10 protein-coding genes are annotated in these 19,410 nt (G+C 67.5%); 4 read left to right on the top strand and 6 right to left on the bottom strand.

The window, feature by feature from the left end:
* The 4 genes from IT540_RS06470 to IT540_RS06455 form a co-directional block, all read right to left on the bottom strand.
* Nucleotides 1–681, bottom strand: a 681-nt coding sequence (locus tag IT540_RS06470) for a phosphate ABC transporter ATP-binding protein (protein ID WP_291174654.1), incomplete at its 3' end; no start/stop codon positions are given.
* Nucleotides 682–706: 25 nt separating this feature from the next.
* A complete protein-coding gene (gene pstA, locus IT540_RS06465) occupies nt 707–2,026 on the bottom strand; it encodes a phosphate ABC transporter permease PstA (RefSeq protein ID WP_291174652.1) in 1,320 nt (439 codons plus the stop codon).
* A complete protein-coding gene (gene pstC, locus IT540_RS06460; protein ID WP_291174650.1) occupies nt 2,026–3,504 on the bottom strand; it encodes a phosphate ABC transporter permease subunit PstC in 1,479 nt (492 codons plus the stop codon). The genes pstA and pstC overlap by 1 nt, the downstream gene beginning before the upstream one ends.
* Before the next feature lie 195 nt (nt 3,505–3,699).
* Nucleotides 3,700–4,713, bottom strand: a complete 1,014-nt coding sequence (locus IT540_RS06455; RefSeq protein WP_291174661.1) for a substrate-binding domain-containing protein — start codon at nt 4,711–4,713, stop codon at nt 3,700–3,702.
* 432 nt (nt 4,714–5,145) lie between these two features.
* Here IT540_RS06455 and IT540_RS06450 point away from each other — a divergent pair, with 432 nt between their 5' ends.
* From IT540_RS06450 to IT540_RS06435, 4 genes are all read left to right on the top strand, one after another.
* A complete protein-coding gene (locus tag IT540_RS06450; protein ID WP_291174648.1) occupies nt 5,146–10,461 on the top strand; it encodes an alpha-2-macroglobulin in 5,316 nt (1,771 codons plus the stop codon).
* 10 nt (nt 10,462–10,471) lie between these two features.
* Nucleotides 10,472–12,652: a penicillin-binding protein 1C gene (gene pbpC / locus IT540_RS06445; RefSeq protein ID WP_291174646.1), complete on the top strand. Its 2,181-nt coding sequence runs from the start codon at nt 10,472–10,474 to the stop codon at nt 12,650–12,652.
* A gap of 242 nt (nt 12,653–12,894) precedes the next feature.
* Nucleotides 12,895–13,968 carry a PHB depolymerase family esterase gene (locus IT540_RS06440; protein ID WP_291174644.1) on the top strand — a complete coding sequence of 358 codons (1,074 nt, stop codon included), beginning with the start codon at nt 12,895–12,897 and terminating at the stop codon, nt 13,966–13,968.
* A 100-nt stretch (nt 13,969–14,068) separates the two neighbouring features.
* Nucleotides 14,069–15,031: a hypothetical protein gene (locus tag IT540_RS06435; protein WP_291174642.1), complete on the top strand. Its 963-nt coding sequence runs from the start codon at nt 14,069–14,071 to the stop codon at nt 15,029–15,031.
* A 128-nt stretch (nt 15,032–15,159) separates the two neighbouring features.
* Here IT540_RS06435 and IT540_RS06430 read toward each other — a convergent pair whose 3' ends face one another.
* On the bottom strand, nt 15,160–17,856 hold the full coding sequence (locus IT540_RS06430) for a TIGR02302 family protein (RefSeq protein WP_291174640.1): 2,697 nt from the start codon (nt 17,854–17,856) through the stop codon (nt 15,160–15,162).
* Nucleotides 17,857–18,077: 221 nt separating this feature from the next.
* Nucleotides 18,078–19,352, bottom strand: a complete 1,275-nt coding sequence (lysA, locus tag IT540_RS06425; protein ID WP_291174638.1) for a diaminopimelate decarboxylase — start codon at nt 19,350–19,352, stop codon at nt 18,078–18,080.
* Nucleotides 19,353–19,410: the final 58 nt, after the last annotated feature.

Genomic DNA, 19,410 nt, shown 5'->3' with positions numbered 1-19,410 from the left:
CTGCGCCTGCTGCATGTTGTGGGTGACGATGACGATGGTGACCTCGTGGGCCAGCTCCTTGATCGTCTCCTCGACGACGCGGGTCGAGATCGGGTCGAGTGCCGAACACGGCTCGTCCATCAGTATCACTTCCGGGTTAACTGCGATGGTGCGGGCAATGCACAGGCGCTGCTGCTGGCCGCCCGAAAGCCCGGTGCCCGGCTCGTCCAGACGGTCCTTGACCTCGTTCCAGAGCGCCGCCCTCTGGAGGCTGCTCTCCACGATCTCATCGAGCTCCGCCTTGTTGGAGGCAAGCCCATGGATGCGCGGCCCGTAGGCGACGTTCTCGTAGATCGACTTGGGGAACGGGTTCGGCTTCTGGAACACCATGCCGACGCGCGCCCTGAGCTGGACGACGTCGAGCGACGGATCGTAGATGTCCTGGCCGTCGATGGTGATCTTGCCGGTGACGCGGCAGATCGGGATGGTGTCGTTCATGCGGTTGATGCAGCGCAGGAAGGTCGACTTGCCGCAGCCGGAAGGGCCGATGAAGGCCATGACGCTGCGGTCCGGCACGTCGACCGTCACTTCCTTCAGGGCATGCTTCTCCCCGTAGAAGACGTTCACGTCCCGCGCCACGATCTTCGGACCGTCCGAGCCAGCCGGGGTGAAGGTGTCGGTGCTTGCAGTCTCCATCAGCATCTCTAACTCCCGAAGATATGACAGTCTACCAGCGACGCTCGAATTTGCGGCGGAGGATGACGGCGATGAGGTTCATGCAGATGAGCACCGCAACCAGGATCAATGCGGCGCCGGACGTGCGCTCGACGAAACCGCGCTCGGCGGACGTGGCCCACATGTAGATCTGCACTGGTAGCGCGGTCGCCGGCTCGAGCGGCGTCGTAGGATATTCGACGACGAAGGCCACCATGCCGATCATGAGCAGCGGCGCGGTCTCACCGAGCGCCTGGGCGAGCCCCACGATGGTGCCGGTGAGGATGCCGGGAATGGCCAGCGGCAGAACGTGATGCATGATCGTCTGCATCTTCGAGGCGCCGACGCCATAGGCCGCCTCGCGGATCGAAGGCGGCACGGCCTTCAGCGCGGCGCGGGTGGCGATGATGATGGTCGGCAGCGTCATCAGCGTCAGCACGAGGCCGCCGACCAGCGACGCGGACCGCGGCAGGCCGGCGAAGTTGATGAAGATCGCGAGGCCCAGCAGACCGAACACGATGGATGGCACCGCCGCGAGGTTGTTGATGTTGACCTCAATGATGTCCGTGAGCAGGTTCTTGGTGGCGAACTCCTCAAGATAGATCGCCGCCGCCACGCCAAGCGGCACCGACAGGATGAGCACGATCAGCATCATGAACAGCGAGCCGACCATGGCCACGCCGATGCCGGCTGTCTCCGGGTTGCTCGAGGCGCCAGCGGTGAACAGGCCCGTGTTGAACCGCTTCGCAAGGAAGCCGGCCGCCTCGGCCTTGTCGAGCCAGCCGAGCTGTTGATCCGAAACCTTGCGCACCGCGGCGGGAAGCTCGCGGTCGAGCTGGCCCTTCATGAGCGAATCCACGCGCCCGCTTGCGAGCACCCAAAGGGAGAGTGTCTTGCCGATCAGGGACGGGTCGGCGAGCACCGCGTTGCGGATCTCGACGTCCACGTCGCGCGAGAGCAGCGCGCCGACCTCGCGCATCTGCGGCCGGCTTGACGTGTCGGCGCCAAGCAGGGATGCCAAGGACTTCCTGGCCAACAAGGTATAGTCGGCGTTCCGCAGATCCGAGACGGCCCGCGTGCCGGCGGGATCGACCACCTCGGAATCGAGCGGCACATCGAGCTTGAACGACGTCTGCACGAAGGCGGTATAACCGTTCGAGACGATGCTTCCGAACAGGAAGACCAGGAACGCGATGCCGAACAGGATCGCGAACATGCCGTAGAGCCTGAACCGCCGCTCCGCGGCGTAGCGCCGGGCGATGCCCTTCTGAACGATGGAAGCGGAGTTTTCCGCGTGCCGGGATGGTCCGAGCGCAGTCGTATCAATAGCCATTATTCGTACTGCTCCCGGTACTTGCGCACGACGTAGAGCGCATAGATGTTCAAGCCGAGCGTGATGATGAAGAGCGTTAACCCCAGCGCGAACGCAACCAGCGTTTGCGGCGAGTTGAACTCGAGATCACCCGTAAGCTGGCTCACGATCTTGACCGTGATCGTGGTCACGGGCTCGAACGGATTGATCGTCAGATTGGCGGCGATGCCTGCCGCGAGCACGACGATCATCGTCTCGCCGATCGCGCGCGACACCGCCAGCAGGATGGCACCAACGATACCCGGCAGGGCCGCGGGAAACACCACCCGCTTGATGGTCTCGGACTGCGTCGCGCCGAGGCCGTAGGATCCGTCGCGCAGCGACTGCGGCACCGCGTTGATGATGTCGTCGGAGAGCGACGAGACGAACGGAATGATCATCACACCCATCACCACGCCGGCCGTAAGCACGCTGGTCGCCGAGATGTCGAGGCCGATCGTTCCGCCCGCATCCCGCACGAAGGGACCGAACGTGATGAGAGCGAACAAGCCGTAGACGATGGTCGGGATGCCCGCCAGGATCTCGAGCAACGGCTTGGCGACCGTGCGCACCGTGCGGCTGGCGTATTCCGACATGTAGATCGCGCTCAACAAGCCCACCGGCACGGCGACGAACATCGCGACCGCGGAGATGAAGAGCGTGCCCCAGAGCAGCGGCACGAGACCGAACTGCCCTTCGCTACCCGCCTGCCCCGCAGCCGAGAAGCGCGGATCCCATACCGTGCCGAAGAGATAGTCGAACGGCGGCACGTAGCGGAAGAAATGGATGGCCTCGAAAAGCATGGAAAGGACGATACCGGCGGTCGTCAGAATGGCGACCATCGAAGCCACGATGAAGCTGCCGAGGATGACCCTCTCAACGGCGTTCCGCGCCCTGAGGTTGGGGTTGATACGCGAGAACGCGTAACCGAAGCCGAGCGCGGCCAGCGCAGCGGCCAATCCGGTCGCGAGCCATCGGCTGATGTTCGTATATCGCGCCTGATCGTAGGCAGCCGTGATCACGTAGGGTTCGGGCGCCGATCCGAGCACGACGCCGCGCTCCTGCAGGACGCGTTGCGCGTCCGCGAGCGGCGCAAAACCGTAGCGCGCCCGCTCGACAAGTTTCAATTCCTCAGCCGACAGCCGGGGAAGGCCCCGGGCCACGGACGAAATACGGCTGGTGACGAGCGACTGCTCTGCGTCCGAGAGATCGCGCACGTTTTGGGGAAGATCGGCTCCGACCAGGGCGCGCACGATCGAAAACTCCGCGCCACCCCACGCCAGCGTTACCAGCAGCGCAGGCAGAGCCGTCCAAATCGCGAGGTACCCGCCGTGATAGCCGGGCCTGGAATGCGGCCTTGTTTTGCTTGTCCTCGTCGAGGCGCTCGCACGCCATGAGCCGATGAAGAACGCAACGATGCCCGCGATGAGCAGGCCCAGAACAATGACGGACGTTGACACCCTTCGAAACCCTTCGATTCCGGCTATTGCCGCGATCTTAGCCGGCCGACTTAAAGCAGTTCAGCCGCCTTGTGACGATTTTACACCGTCGTTTCACACTCGGGCCGCGCTCCACCGGAACGCGTGTCCGGGTCCCCATCCGGGGACCCGGACCTTTGTCAGCGGTGATGGAATTGCTGGGCGTGACCCCCGCAATTACATCGCCTTCTCAGCCTTGACGGCGTCCTGCAGAGCCTTGCGCTCGGCATCCGGCGACGGCACGAGGCCGTACTCGGCGAGCGGACCCTCAGGCCCGATGATCTTCTCGGAGACGAAGAACTCGACGTACTCCTTGAGGCCCGGGATGGTGCCGATGTGCGCCTTCTTCACGTAGAACTGAAGCGGACGCGAGACCGGATACTCACCCGACGCGATCGTCTCGACCGACGGCGTGATGCCGTTCAGCGTGGCGACCTTCAGCTTGTCGGTGTTGTTCTCGTAGAACGAGAGGCCGAACACGCCGAGGCCCTGCGGGTTCGAGGCGAGACGGGCGAGCGTCTCCGTGTAGTCGCCGTCGATGTCGACCGCGGCACCGTCCTTGCGGACCTTGAGGACAGCCTTGTCGGCAACCTTCTTCTTGGCCGCGTCGTCAGCACCCTCGGCCTTGTCCAGGTGAAGCTTGTCGGCACCGGTAGCCTTGGCGCCCGCGTGCATGATCTTCTCCTCGAAGACCTCGCGCGTGCCGTGCTTCTCGCCCGGGATGTAGGCGACGATCGGCCATTCAGGGAGCTTGTCGTTGACCTCTTTCCAGGTCTTGTAGGGGTTGGCGACGAGCGCGCCGTCCTTCGGCACCTCGGCCGCGAGAGCGAGGAAGAGATCCTTCGGCTCGAGCGCCCAGTCGCCGGACTTGGCGTCCACGGCGAAGACGATGCCGTCATAGCCGAACTGGACTTCGATGATCTCCTTGACGCCGTTCTTCTGGCACTCGGCGAGCTCGGAGTCCTTGATCTTGCGCGAGGCATTGGCGATGTCGATCGTACCCTCGCCCAGACCCTCGCAGAACCGCTTGATGCCGGCGCCCGAGCCGCCCGACTCGATGACCGGGGTCTTGAGCGAGGCATGGGACTTGCCGAACTGCTCGGCACCGATGTTGGCGTAAGGCAGGACGGTCGACGACCCTGCGATCTGCACCTGGTCGCGCGCCAATGCCGCACAGGCGAACGCGGCCATACCGACGGCCGTAACCGTCGTATAGGCGATGAACTTGCTGTTCACGCTAATCTCCATTGTCTCGTGGACGATTGCATCGAGCGTGGCCCTCCGCCTGCGCTCTGCTTCCCGGGACGAACCCCCGGCGCCTTCCTTCTAGCGGCCCCAGACTGTGGATTTATGACAGGTTAACACAATGAAATCACGAAATAATACTGAATCGATCCTTGCATCGCTCTCGCACGCTTGTGGGCCTGCTGCCGACGGCCGGACGCTCGGCACCGGGTGAAGCGGCCGCATCCGGCGGAACTTGCAGATAAATCCGCGTTTGCTGCCAACGTTTGATCAATCAGGTCTGATGGTCTTCACGTCGCCCACCCCTCGAATGGTATTGTCCGCAAACGGGATTTGGCCGCCGGCCAAGTCGGATGCAGACCTCAAGGTGACCCCGCGATGCGCGCCCTCAGAAGCATTTTCATCGGTATTTTCTTCCTCGCCGGCCTCACGGCCGCCGCAGCCCAGGACCAGCAATTCGCACACAAAGGCGTCGCCAAGGACGCCGAGCGCTACGAGACCTACATCCGCGACACCTGGAAGCCGGACGGACGCAAGGTCGCCGAGCTCAGGCAGGCCGCCGAGCGCCTTCTCGGCCCGGATCCGCGCGGCGCCTCGCGCACCTACGCCATCGCCGTCGCCACCGATCGCAAGAGCCCGGAGAACTGGATCGGCCTCGCCAAGGCGCTGCTCGCCATCAAGCCCGATCCCGACCGCTCGGAGAATTACGATCTTCCCGTCAACGCCTCGGGCGCTGCCTACCGCGCCTATCTCCTAGCCGAGGATCGGACGCTCAAGGCGCGCGCGCTTGCCGTGCTCGGCGAGGCCATGTCGCGCCGCCACTACTGGCGCCCGGCCATCGACGCGCTGAAAGCGAGCCTCGCGCTTGCCGACGACGCGAGCGTCCGCGACACCTACGAGAAGGTGCGGGCCGAGCACGGCTTCCGCATGACCGACTATTCGACCGACTCCGACGCCGCGACGCCGCGCGTCTGCGTCCAGTTCTCCGAGAACCTTTCGCGCGGGCAGACCGACTTCTCCAAGTTCGTCTCCGTCAACGGCCGCGATCCTCAGTCCGTATCCGCCGAGGGCAGCCAGCTCTGCATCGACGGCGTCGAGCACGGCGAGCGCTACGAGATCCAGGTGCGTGCCGGCCTGCCGTCCGACGTCAACGAGCCGCTGGCCAAGGCCGCGACGCTCGCCGTCTACGTCCCCGACCGCAAGCCGATGGTGCATTTCACCGGCAAGAGCTACGTGCTGCCGACGCGCGGCCAGAACGGCATCCCGCTGGTCGCCATCAACACCAAGAAGGTCGGCATCGAGGTCTACCGCATCGGCGACCGCAGCCTCGCCAACGCCCTGAACAACGGCAATCTCGATCGCCAGCTCCAGGGCTACGAGCTCGAGGAGCTGAAGAGCCGCTCGGGCAGCCTCGTCTACGAGGGCGAGCTCGAGGTCGCGAGCAAGCTCAACGCCGAGGTCACTGTCGCCTTCCCCGTGAGCGAGGCCATCGGCGAGCTGAAGCCCGGCGCCTACGCCATGATCGCGCGGCCCGAGGAAGCAAACCCCGACGAAAGCTGGCGTGAGCAGGCGACGCAGTGGTTCATCGTCTCGGACCTCGGCCTCACGGCCTTCTCCGGCGACGACGGCGTGCACGCCTTCGTGCGCTCGCTGGCCAGCGCCGAGCCGATCTCCGGCGCGGAGGTCCGTCTTGTCGCGCGCAACAACGAGATCCTGGCCACCGGCAAGTCCGACAACAGCGGCTACGTGCGCTTCGAGTCCGGCCAGTCCAAAGGCGAGGGCGGCAACGCGCCCGCCATTCTGGTCGCCGAGAACGGCGCCGGCGAGTATGCGTTCCTCGATCTCACCACCAACGCCTTCGATCTCTCCGACCGCGGCGTGAAGGGCCGCGACGCGCCCGGCCCCCTCGACGGCTACCTCTACACCGAGCGCGGCGTCTACCGTCCCGGCGAGGAGGTGAACATCTCTGCCCTCGTGCGTGACGGCACCGGCGCCGCCGCGACTTTGCCCGTGACGCTGATCGTCGTGCGTCCGGACGGTGTCGAGCACGGCCGCTACGCGCTTTCCGACAACGAGCTCGGCGGCCGCACGCTGCGCCTCGCGCTCGGCGGCGGCGCCATGACCGGCACCTGGCGCACGAAGCTTCACACCGACCCGAAGGCCGACCCCATCACGCAGGTCTCGTTCCTGGTCGAGGACTATGTTCCTGAGCGCCTCGACCTCGTGCTGACCGAAGGCGCTGGCCAGCTCGCACCCGAGGAGAGCAAGACCATCGACGTCGCCGGCCGTTTCCTCTACGGCCCGCCGGCCGCCGGCATGGCGCTGGAAGGCGACATCGTCGTCCGTCCCTCCACCAAAGATCTGGCAGGCTACGAAGGCTATCGCTTCGGCGAGGCCGACGAGACCGTGAGCCCCGTGCGCCAGCCGCTCGAGAGCCTGCCGTCCACCGACGACGAGGGCAAAGCCGCGCTCGCCGTCACGCTTCCCGCCGTGACCAAGACGGCAAAGTCGCTAGAGGCCAACGTCATCGTGCGCCTGCGCGAGGCCGGCGGCCGCACCATCGAGCGCTCGATCGTGCTGCCCGTGACCCTCGGCGAGCCGAAGATCGGCATCAAGCCGCTGTTCAACACCTCGGCACTAAGTGAAGGCGAGAAGGCCAATTTCAATGCCGTGCTGCTCAACGCCGAGGGCAAGCCCGTGGCCGGCAGCCTCGACTGGAACCTCGTCCGCCTCGACACCTCGTGGCAGTGGTACCGCCGCGACGGCTACTGGGCCTACGAGAGCCAGACCATCACGCGCAAGATCGCCAACGGCAAGGTCGACGCCACTGCCGACACACCGGCCGCCATCTCGGCCGAGGTCGACTACGGCCGCTACCGCCTCGAGGTCAGCTCCGCCGATGCCGGCGGCACGCTGTCGAGCGTCGTCTTCAATGCCGGCTGGTACACGGGCGGCGAGACGGCCGAGAGCCCCGAGATGCTCGACGTCGCCCTCGACAAGGCCACCTATCAGCCGGGCGAGACGGCGAAGCTGCGCATCGCCTCCAAGCAGGGCGGCAAGGCGCTGGTGACCGTGCTCGGCCGCGGCCTGCTCTCGACCGAGGAGATCGAGCTGCCCAAGGGCGGCGGCGATGTCGAGATCAAGGTCGGCGACGACTGGGGTCCCGGCGCCTACGCCACCGCCCTCCTCTATCGCCCCATGGACGAGGCGGCGAAACGCATGCCGAGCCGTGCCATCGGCGTACGCTGGATCGGCATCGATCAGGCCAAGCGCACGCTCAAGGTCGCGCTCGCGACCGAGCCGAAGATCAAGAGCGCCTCCGAGCTGACCATCCCGGTCAAGGTCGAGGGCCTTGAGCCCGGCGAGGAAGCGCGCGTCACCATCGCCGCCGTCGACGTCGGCATCCTGAACCTCACACGTTACCAGGTGCCGGCCCCCGAGGCGCACTTCTACGCCCAGCAGAAGCTCGCCCTCGAGCTGCGCGACTTCTACGGCCGTCTGATCGACGGCATGCGCGCCGAGCGCGGCAAGCTGCGCTCCGGCGGCGACGGCATGGACGGCGCCGGCCTGCAGGGCAGCCCGCCCGTAGAGGAGACAGTCTCCTACTACTCCGGCATCCTGACCGTCGGCGCCGACGGAACGGCCAACGCAAGCTTCGCGTTGCCGAGCTTCAACGGTACTGTGCGCGTCATGGCGGTGGCCTGGACGAAGAACAAGGTTGGCCACGGCACGAGCGACGTCATCGTCCGCGACACCGTTGCGCTGACCGCCTCCGCTCCGCGCTTCCTGACGCTCGGCGACGAAGCCATCGTCGACCTCTCGCTGCACAACGTGGACGGCCCCGCCGGCACCTACACCGCGCGCCTCACCGATCCCATCGGCGACGGCGCGCCGCTCGCGGAGAAGATCGTCGACCTCAAGGCCGGCGAGCGCAAATCCGAGCAGGTGAGCCTCAAGCCCCACGACGTCGGCACCTTCATCTACGACGTCGCCGTCACCGGGCCTGAGGGCCTGTCCCTCTCGCGCCGCCTGCAGTTCGACGTGAAGCCGCCGGCAGGCGACATCAAGCGCACCACGGTCGCGAAGCTCGCGGCTGGCGGCAAGCTCACGCTGTCGAGGGACCTGCTTACGGGCCTGATCGCCAACCGCACGCGCGTCAACCTCTCGGTCGGGCCGGCCGCCACCATGGACGTGCCCGGCCTTCTGACCGCGCTCGACCGCTACCCCTACGGTTGCGCCGAGCAGACGGTCTCCCGCGCGCTGCCGCTGCTCTACGCCAACGCCGTTGCGGCCCGCATCGGCATCGGCGCCGACAAGCAGCTCAAGGAGCGCGTGCAGGGCGCCGTCGCCCGCGTCTTCGAGATGCAGGACTCGTCCGGCGCCTTCGGGAGCTGGGGCCCCGGCAGCGCCGACCTCTGGCTCACGAGCTACGTCACCGACTTCCTGACCCGCGCCCGCGAGTCCGGCTACGACGTACGCCAGATCCCGTTCAACCAGGCGCTCGACCGCCTGCAGAACTTCGCCCTCAACGGCGAGGACTTCACCTCCGGCGGCGAGGACCGCGCCTATGCCCTCTACGTGCTGGCCCGCAACGGCCGCGCGCCGGTGGGCGAGCTGCGCTACTACGCCGATACGCGCCTCGACCGCTTCACGACGCCGCTCGCCAAGGCCCAGCTCGGCGCGGCCCTCGCCATGGTCGGCGACAAGGAGCGCTCCGAGACGGCCTTCAAGGCCGCCCTCGACTCCTGCACCGATCTGGACAAGCTGCGCGTCGCCCGCTCGGACTACGGCTCCGACATCCGCGACGGCGCGGCCCTCGTCACGCTCGCGTCCGAGACCGGCATCGTGCGCTCCGAGACGCCGCGCCTCGTCAACGTGGTGGCCAAGGCCTACCTCGCCCGCGCCTACACCTCGACGCAGGAGCAGGCGTGGATGCTGCTCGCCGCGCACGCGCTCGGCGAGCAGACGAAGGACGCCAGGCTCGCCCTCAACGGCGCGCCGATCGACGGCTCGCTGATCCGCGCCCTCTCTCCCGAAGAGCTGGAGCAGGGTGTCACCGTCACCAACAACGGGGAAGCGGAGACGGACGCCGTCGTGACCGTGATCGGCGCCAGCCTGACGACGGAGCCCGCCGTCTCGAAGGGCTTCACCGTCACGCGCACCTACTACACGCTCGACGGCAAGGAGCTCGATCTCGAGAGCGCCGACGGCGGCAAGAGCGAGCTTGCGCAGAACGAGCGCCTGGTCGCCGTGCTCACGATCGAGAGCGACGAGGCCGCCGGCCGCGTGCTGCTCGTCGACCGCCTGCCCGCCGGCCTCGAGATCGAGAACCCGCGTCTCGTCGACGGCGGCGACGTCAAGACTCTCGACTGGCTGCGGACGACGCTGCGCCCCGAGCACACGGAGTTCCGCGACGACCGTTTCGTCGCCGCCTTCGACCTCTGGAACACGTCCAGGTCGTCACATCACACGGAGCACGAGGACACGACGAGCGACGACAGCTCCGACGAGAGCGGCACCGATGCCGCGGAAGCGGAAAAGGAGGCCGCCGCGACGGCAACCGTGGCCTACATCGTCCGCGCCGTCACGCCCGGCACCTTCGTCCACCCGGCCGCGACCGTCGAGGACATGTACCGTCCGGAGCGCTACGCGCGCTCGGGCGCCGGCACGCTAGTCGTCAAGCCGAACAGCTAAGGATCGAGGAATGCGTTTCTCGCTCCCCACGAAACGGCGCGCCGCAGAGGAGGCGGTCTCCCCCACACCCGATCGCGCATCGCGATGGAGGACGCCACTCCCACGCCCTCTGCGGCTCGCCGCCTACACCCTGGCGGCGGCGGCCCTCGTGGTCGCCGCCGCCGGCGCTACTCTTGAGTTCACCACACAGCGCATCGGCCCGCTCCCGCTCGCGGCCGCCGAGGAGACCTCGGTCACCGTACTCGACCGCGAGAACCGCCTGCTGCGCGCCTTCACCACCAAGGACGGCCGCTGGCGCCTGCCGGTCGACGTCAGCGAGGTCGATCCGCGCTATCTCGCCATCCTCATGGCCTACGAGGACAAGCGCTTCTACGAGCACGGCGGTGTCGACCTCTTCGCCGTGCTTCGCGCCGGCTACCTCTTCGCACGTCATGGGCAGATCCTCTCCGGCGGCTCGACGCTGACCATGCAGGTTGCGCGCCTGCTCGACCGCAAGCACGAGCGCACCGGCCTCGGCAAGCTGCGCCAGATCGCCCGCGCGCTGCAGCTCGAGGAGCGCCTGTCGAAGGACGAGATCCTGCGCCTCTACCTGCGCCTCGCCCCCTTCGGCGGCAACATCGAGGGCGTACGCGCAGCCTCCCTCGCCTATTTCGGCAAGGAGCCTAAGCATCTTTCGGCGGGCGAAGCCGCACTCCTCGTGGCGCTCCCGCAGTCGCCCGAGCGACGCCGCCCGGATCGCAACAGCGACGCCGCCCGCAAGGCGCGCGACCGCGTGCTCGACCGCGCCGTCGAGGAAGGCGTGCTGCCTGAGGCCGAGGCCGAGCGCGGCAAGCGTGAGCGCGTTCCAAAGGAGCGCCTCGAGGTCTTGAAGCTGGCGCCGCATCTCTCGGAATCCGAAGTGGCCGCGCAGCGTGCCAAGCGCATCCATCGCCTCACCTTGGACCGCGACATCCAGGCCACCATCGAGAAGCTGGCCGCCGAGCAGACGAAGCTCCTCGGCCCCAGGCTCTCGGCCGCCGTACTCGTCGTCGATCACGCCACCGGCGAGGTGTTGGCCCATGTCGGCTCCGCAGGCTACCTCGACGGCGACCGCCAGGGCGCAATCGACATGACCGGCGCCATCCGCTCGCCGGGCTCGACGTTGAAGCCGTTCATCTACGGCCTCGCCTTCGAGCAGGGCGTAGCGCATCCCGAGACGCTGATCGAGGACCGCCGCACGCGCTTCGGCAACTACACGCCCGAGAACTTCGACGAGGCATTCTACGGCACGGTGACGATCCGCGAGGCGCTCGGCAACTCGCTCAACGTGCCGGCGGTCAAGGGGCTCGCGGCCGTCGGGCCCGGTCGCCTGATGGGCCGTTTCCGCCGCGCCGGCATCGCCCCGCAGCTTCCCGCCAACGCCAAGCCCTCGCTCGCCGTCGCGCTCGGCGGCGTCGGCATGACGCTCAAGGACCTCGCAGCCCTCTACAGCGCCCTCGCACGCGGCGGCGAGCCCGTCGCCCTCACGTGGCGCCGCGACGAGCCCAAGGCGCAGCCGGCTCCCAACGCGCGCCGCCGGCTGCTGTCGCCCGTCTCGGCCTGGTACGTCACCGACATCCTGAAGGACGCGCCGCCTCCGCCCAACGCCAAGGGCGGCGCCATCGCCTACAAGACCGGCACCTCCTATGGCTACCGCGACGCCTGGGCCGTGGGCTACGACGGCCGCCATGTGGTCGCCGTCTGGGTCGGTCGCCCCGACGGCGCCTCGACGCCCGGCCTGATGGGCCGCCTCAGCGCCGCGCCGATCCTGTTCGACGCCATGAAGCGCATCGCCGAGCGGCCGACGCCGTTCCGCCCCGCGCCGGCCGGCGTCGTCAAGGCCACCACTGCCTCCCTGCCGCCGCCGCTCAAGCGCTTCCGCGAGCCGGGCGACGACGCAATCGCGACCGGCCCCTTCCTCGAGCCCCCCGTCCTCATCTCGTTCCCGCCCGACCGCGCCGAGCTCGACGTTGCCGAGCGCGAGGCCGAGCCGCTGGTCATCAAGGCCGAGGGCGGCGCGCTGCCGTTCACATGGCTGATCGACGGCAGCCCCATGACGTCCGACCCGCTCCGCCGCGAGGTGGAATGGCAGCCCGACGGCCGCGGCTTCGCCAAGCTGACCGTCATCGATGCCAAGGGCCGCGTGGACCGCGTCACCGTGCGCCTGCGTTGACGCGCGCCGGGAAAATTGCCGTCATGGCAAAGCCCGCTTCGCCACGCTAAGGTCTAGGATCTTGATCGACAGCGCAGTGCCTTCTCATCCGAAAGCGGTTTTTCAATCGCCTTCAACCTCTCTCCAGAGGGGAGAGGTTAAGGAGGCGTGACTCACTTGACCTCTCCCCGATGGTGAGAGGTCGGCGCAAAGCGCCGGATGAGGGGGCACTGCACTTGCTTGAAGACCGAAGGGACACCTCGATGCGGGCAGCGACGGCAACCTTGGCAGCCCTGATGACGACCATCCTGCTCGAGGATCCCGCAAGCAACGCTGAGAGTCCAGCCGCCACCCCCCTTCCTGCGCTTGCCGCCAACATCTCCGAAACGTCCGTCTCCGGCATCTCGTCCGGCGCCTACATGGCCGGGCAGTTCCAGATCGCCCATTCGGCGATCGTCTCCGGCGCGGCCGTCATCGCCGGCGGCCCCTACGGCTGCGCCGAAAGCGCCTTCGCGGACGTCATGCCCGGACCGGGAATCGCCTTCTTCAATCTCTCGAAGGCCATCAACGGCTGCATGCTGAACGCGCTCGCCATGTGGGGCGTGCCAGACCCCGAGCTGTTGGCCGAGAAGACCCGCAAGCTCGCCGACGCCGGCCGCATCGACTCCCTCGCGAGCCTGCGCAACGACCGCGTCTACCTGTTCTCCGGCTCCAACGATCACACCGTGGTTCCGGCCATCGTCAAGGCCGCCTACGAGTTCTACCAGCGGCTGGGCCTGCCCGACGAAAACCTGACTTACGTCTCGGAGATGCCGGCCGGGCACGCCTTCGTCACCGACGACCAGGGGCTTGCGTGCGACGCCACCGCCAAACCGTACCTCGTCGATTGCGACTACGATCAGGCGGGCGAGGTCCTGCGCCACATCTACGGCAAGCTCACGCCGCGCGTTGCGACCCCGGCCGGCACCTTCACGGAGTTCGATCAGCGCCCGTTCTTCGAGGGCTTCTCCAACCACGGCATGGAGAAGCGCGGCGTCGTCTACGTTCCCCCGTCCTGCGCGGGCAGCACCACCTGCCGCGTGCACATCGCCTACCATGGCTGCGCCCAGAACCGCTCCACCGCAGGCGAGGCGTTCGTCCGCGAGTCGGGCTACGCCAACTGGGCCGATGCCAACGCCTTCATCATCCTCTATCCCGAGGCGGCATCCTCGCCCGTCAATCCGCAGGGCTGCTGGGACTGGTGGGGCTACACCGGCAACGACTACCTCACGCGGCAGGCTCCGCAGATCGAGATCGTGTTTCGCATGCTGAAACAGCTTGAAAAGCCGCGCTCTTGATTGCCCTCAAGGCCCACCGGCGGGCTGGGAGCACTGTGCAGTTGAGCGGACGCTCCCGATCAGCTACGAGTCCGTCACCCATGGGGAATGTCAGAGGGAAATGATGCGGATCGCGGCGGGAAGTGCGTGGACATCTGAGCTTTCCCGCGGACCGCGTTCGACATCGTCCCCCCGCCTGATCGAAGTCGTATCCACCTTCTTCGCCACCGTTGCGCTGGCGACCGTGGTTGCCGCCCCGATCGTCATCGAGCAGACAACGGATGGATCCCGACCTGGCGCAGCGGCCAACGGCACCACCGCGCCCGCGACGTCCGCGCCCCCGGGACGCGAGCTGATGTTCGCCGGCTACGGCGGCGTGCCGTACACCTACCCGAGCGACGTCTCCGTCACCAAGACCGGCCTGCACGACTTCACGGCCAAGAATGTCGCCTGGGACGGCAAGCCCTTCGTCAATCCCATCTACTACGGCGCGCGCATCGTGCATTTCGGCGGCAGCCGCATCGGCACCATGCTCGACTTCACGCACTCGAAGACCTTGGCCCGCCTGGACGAGGAAGCCGCCTTCACCGGCACGCTGAACGGCGCGCCCGCTCCCGAGCGCGCGACGCTGCGAGACATCTTCCGCAGACTGGAGGCGAGCCACGGCCACAACATGCTGACGCTGAACGGTCTGCTGCGGCTTCCGAGCTTCAGTCTCAAGCTGCAGCCCTACGTGGGCCTCGGCGCCGGCGTCTCGCTGCCGCACTCCGAGGTCCAGTTCGCGAACGCCGACAAGCGCACCTACGAGTATCAAGTCGCGGGCTTCGTCGGGCAGGCGCTTTTCGGCATCGAGCTGCGCACGTCCCGCATGTCATACTTCCTCGAGTACAAGTTCACCTTCGCGCCCTACGAGATGCCGCTCTCCGAGCGCGACGGCACGCTGCTGCCATTTGATCTCTGGCGCCAGTTCCGCGACTGGCTCTCCGGCGAGGAGCCTCCCGGCGGCCGTGCGAGCACCACGTTCGCGAGCCACCAGGGCATCTTCGGCCTCGGCATCCGCTCCGCCCCCCTCGCCACGCCGTAAACGGTCCGCAAGGCCCAAGCATTCACACACCCACGTCATGTCCGCGTCATGGCGAAGCCATGCTACGCATGGACGGCGGCCATCCACGCCGGCTTCAGCGAGCACGACGGACGTAGCAGGAGAAAGCGCTAGAAGCGCCGGAGCAACCGCTCGAGGTAGTCGAGCTCGACGGGAGCGCGTGTCGCCTCGCCAAGCCGGCGGCGCAGCTCCTCCAAGATCTCGCGCGCCCGCTGCACGTCGATCTGGTCAGGCACCTTGACAGACGTCCCGAGGTCCGGTCCTTGCGAGCGTTGCGGACGGCCGAGCGGATCACGCGGCGTGTCGCCGGACTGCCCGTAGCGCTGCGGCATGTTCCGCATCATCTCCTGCGCCATGTTCTGCGCGCCCTGGCGCATCTGGTCGAGGGCGCGGGACTGCTGCTCGGTCGCCTCCTCGAGGTCCCCGCGCTGCAGAGCGTCCTCGGCGCTCTCCATGGCGCTCTCGGCATCCTCGAGCTGCTGACTCGACCCGGCGCCCTTGTCACGCATCTGCTTCTGCAGTTGTCCGAGCCGGTCCCGCAGCTCGCGCTGCCGTTGCGTCAAGCCGTCGATACCGCGATCGCCGCCTTGACCTTCCCCGATCTGGCCTTGCCCCTGCTGGCCCTCACCGCCGGGCTGACCGCGCCCGCGGCCCCGCTGGGGCTGATCCGACTGGCCGGGAGGCGCGCCGGCCTGACCTTGCTGGCCCTCGCTACCCATGCCCTTCATGCCCGGCGGCGGCCTCTGCTGCTGTCCCTGGCCACCGTCCTGATTGCCCTGATCGCGGCGCTCGCCGAAGGTATCGTCCATGAGCTTCTGCTGGTCACCGACCATGTTGCCCAGCTCTTCCATCATTTTCATCATCTCTTGGTTGCGCTGAGCCTGAGCCTGGTCCTGCCGGCCCGACTGAAGGCGCTCCATGAGATCCTGCATTTCGGAAAGAAGCTGCTGGGCCTGCTCGCGCGAGCCGCTCTTGGCCATCTCCTCGAGATTGCGCATCATCCGCTCGAGATCCTCTTGCGCGAGCATCTGCTGATCCGGATTCTGGCCGTCCTGCTGCTGGCCGCCGTCGTTCTCCTGCGCCAGCTGCTTCATGAACTCGTTGAGCGCCTCGCGCAGCTCCTGCATGAGCTGCTTGACCTCTTCCTCGGACGCGCCGTCCTCCAGCGCCTTGGCGAGCTTGTCCTGCGCCTGCTTGAGCGCCCGCTCGGCATCCGAAAGGTTGCCGTCCTCGATGCGCAGCGCGATCTGCCAAAGCTGCTCGACGACGCTCCGGAAGGCCGCGCGCGAGCGATCGTTGAGGAGCCGGTGGCGCGCCGTCCGGAGGCCGAGGTAGACCCTCGCATCCTCGATGAAGCTCTCGGGCGCGAGCGTCAGCGCATCGAGCGCGAACACGACCGATGAGCGATAGCGGCTGTCCTCGAGCAGCTTCTTGCGCTGTTCGACCACAGCGCGCGCGAGCGGCTTGGTGAAGCGGCGCTCGGGCAGGATCATCTCGAAGCCGGGGCTGCGCCCCACCTGTCCGGCAACGTCCGTCGCCTCCAGCGTCATGATGACCTTGCGCCCGGCCCACGGATGCGATGCCATCTCGAAATAAGTGTGCGCCTCCGCCGATGTCGCGTTGGGCCTCGGCAGGCGCAGCTCGAGCTTGGGCGGGCGCATCAGGGGCGCGCGCGGACCTTTCGGCGGCTCCGGCTGTGCCCATGCCGTCTTGGGATCGCGCGGCGGATCGGGAAGCCGCTTGAGGTCCACGCCCGCGGACGCGACGCCATAGTCGTCCTCGACCTTGTAGGTGAGCTTGAGCGAGCCGCGCGGCGTGAGCTCAGGCGGCCGCGACAGCGAGATCCTGGGCAGCGCATCGGGGATCACCACGATATCCCAGCTCGCGAGCTCCGAGCCGCCGGCCATAGCGCGCACGGTGGCCGAGCGCGTGATCTCGGTGCGCACCTCTTTGAGGTCGCCGACACCCTCTTCCGATTTCGCCTCTATCCGCTCGACGGTGGACGTCTCGCCCTTTCCGACCGATGGCGCGACCTCGATGGCCAGCGGCGCCGAGCCCATGCCGCCCACGCGCACGATGAGCACGCTGTTGAACGGGACCTCGGGCACGCGCGCCTTGCCCTCTCCGTCGGCTGCAGGCCGCGCCCTTGCGCCGCCCGCCCCATCGGCCAGCATGATCGGCGCACGCCCGGTGTAGGCCGGCGGCGTCAGCCACGCGTCGAGCCGCGCCTCGACCTTCTGCGCGGCCGATCCGAACGTGAAGGCCCCGCGCACGCGATCTGTGAAGCTGTCGCCGAGCAGCGCCGTGAGGCCGACGACACCGAGCAGGAGCGCCGCACGGATCGCGAACGGATCGAAGCGGTCGGTCCGCGGCCGCGGCTTGCCGGACTTGAGCTTGGCGATGAGCGCCGCCATGCGCTCGCGATGCGCCTGCCAGATGGCGAGCGTCGCGGGATCGGACGATGGCGCGCTGACCGTATCCTCGTAGGAGGTTGCTGGCCGGTGCGGAACGCCGGACACGCGCTCGATGCGCCGCACGGCCTCCTCGCGGCTGGGCCAGGTGACGCGCGCGATCGAGACCAGTGAGGCCAGGAAGGCAAGCCCGAACAGGACGAGAACCGCCACGTGCAGCGGAACCGGCATCAACGGCCACAGCCCGGCATAGGAGAACAGAAGAAAGAGAGCGACGACGGCGAGCACGAGCCAGAGCTTGAGCCAGACCTGCTCGAACACCCCGGCCATGCGCGCGCGCCAAATCTTGCGCTCGAAAGAGCGGTCGGCCGTCCGCGGTCCCTGATCCATCTCCATGCGCAAAACCTAGCACGAGGCCGAGGCCCGGTTCATTACAAACCGCTAACGTTCACGGCCCGACAGGGGTCCCTGGAACCGCTAACCCCCTCAAAAATCGTGCCCCCGCACTCCTGGCGGGATGACAGTGTTTCTCGGACAGGCGGGCAGACCCAAATCAAAGACGTCATGCCGGCGAAGGCCGGCACCCACGCCAGCTTCAACACATCCGACACCAAGGTTCATGTGCGCGACAGCCACGGCGGCAGGCGGTCGAGCCCGATCAGGTCGTCGTAGGACGGCCGCGGCCGCACCACGGCATAGTGCCCGCCGTTGACCAGCACCTCCGGCACCAGCGGCCGCGTATTGTAGGTGGACGACATCACGGCCCCGTAGGCGCCGGCCGTCATGACGGCCATCAGTTCCTCGGCCTCGAAGGGCGGCAGAGCACGCTCGAGCGCCAGATAGTCGCCCGTCTCGCACACCGGCCCCACGATGTCCTGCAGCACCGGCGCCGCGCCGGCGCGCGCCTCGGAGACCGGCCACACCTCGTGATAGGCGTCGTACAGCGTCGGCCGGATGAGATCATTCATGGCCGCATCGACGATCGTGAACCGCTTGCCGGCCCCGGCTTTCGCGTAGAGCACGCGCGTGACGAGAATGCCGGCGTTGCCGACGATCATGCGGCCGGGCTCGAGATAGATGCGCACGCCGAGATCGCCGAGCGTCTCCTTGACGAGCCCCGCATACGCGTCCGGATGCGGCGGCACTTCGTCCGCATCCGAGTACGGCACGCCGAGCCCGCCGCCGATATCAAGATGGCGGATCTCGTGCCCCGCGCCCCTGAGCTCGAGCGTGAGATCGCGCATCAACCGGAACGCATCGCGGAACGGCGCCAGATCCGTGATCTGGCTGCCGATGTGCATGTGGATCCCGGACACCTCGAGTCCCCGCAGCCGCCGCGCCTCGGCGTAGAGCGCGGCCGCGTCGAGGTAGGGAATGCCGAACTTGTTCTCGCTCTTGCCGGTCGAGATCTTGGCGTGCGTCTTGGCATCCACATCCGGATTGACGCGGATCGCCGCCCGCGCCGTGACGCCGAGCCCCGCCGCCACCTCGGAGAGCGCAACGAGCTCCGGCGCGCTTTCCACGTTGAAGCTGAAGATGCCCTCGCTGAGCGCATAAGCCATCTCCTCGCGCGACTTGCCGACGCCCGCGAAGATAATCCGCTCCGCCGGCACCCCGGCCGCCCGCGCGCGCCGCAGCTCCCCCTCGGATACGACGTCCATGCCCGCGCCGAGCCGCGCCATCGTCGCCAGCACGGCTTGGTTCGAGTTCGCCTTGACGGCAAAGCAGATGACGGCGTCCTGGCCCTGGAACGCCTCGGCGAGCACGCGGTAATGCCGCTGGAGTGTCGCCGTCGAATAGCAATAGAACGGCGTGCCGACGTCGGCCGCGAGCCGCGGGAGCGAAACGTCCTCGGCGTGAAGCACGCCGTCCTTGTAGGCGAAGTGATGCATGGAAAGGAGCTTCCAGAGAGACTTGCGACCGCACCTATAGCGGCAGTCGCCGGAGCGC

This window comes from Hyphomicrobium sp., from assembly GCF_020852195.1.
GTDB lineage: Bacteria > Pseudomonadota > Alphaproteobacteria > Rhizobiales > Hyphomicrobiaceae > Hyphomicrobium_C.
The sequence above is the reverse complement of the archived record's forward strand: the minus strand, read 5'-3'. Positions and strand labels throughout refer to the sequence as shown.

What these genes read in the sequence shown, in the direction of transcription:
- pstA (WP_291174652.1), bottom strand. Translation starts at nt 2,026, where the DNA reads ATGGCTATTGATACGACTGCGCTCGGACCATCCCGGCACGCGGAAAAC.
- IT540_RS06455 (WP_291174661.1), bottom strand. Translation starts at nt 4,713, where the DNA reads ATGGCCGCGTTCGCCTGTGCGGCATTGGCGCGCGACCAGGTGCAGATC.
- IT540_RS06450 (WP_291174648.1), top strand. Translation starts at nt 5,146, where the DNA reads ATGCGCGCCCTCAGAAGCATTTTCATCGGTATTTTCTTCCTCGCCGGC.
- pbpC (WP_291174646.1), top strand. Translation starts at nt 10,472, where the DNA reads ATGCGTTTCTCGCTCCCCACGAAACGGCGCGCCGCAGAGGAGGCGGTC.
- IT540_RS06440 (WP_291174644.1), top strand. Translation starts at nt 12,895, where the DNA reads ATGCGGGCAGCGACGGCAACCTTGGCAGCCCTGATGACGACCATCCTG.
- IT540_RS06435 (WP_291174642.1), top strand. Translation starts at nt 14,069, where the DNA reads ATGATGCGGATCGCGGCGGGAAGTGCGTGGACATCTGAGCTTTCCCGC.
- IT540_RS06430 (WP_291174640.1), bottom strand. Translation starts at nt 17,856, where the DNA reads ATGGAGATGGATCAGGGACCGCGGACGGCCGACCGCTCTTTCGAGCGC.
- lysA (WP_291174638.1), bottom strand. Translation starts at nt 19,352, where the DNA reads ATGCATCACTTCGCCTACAAGGACGGCGTGCTTCACGCCGAGGACGTT.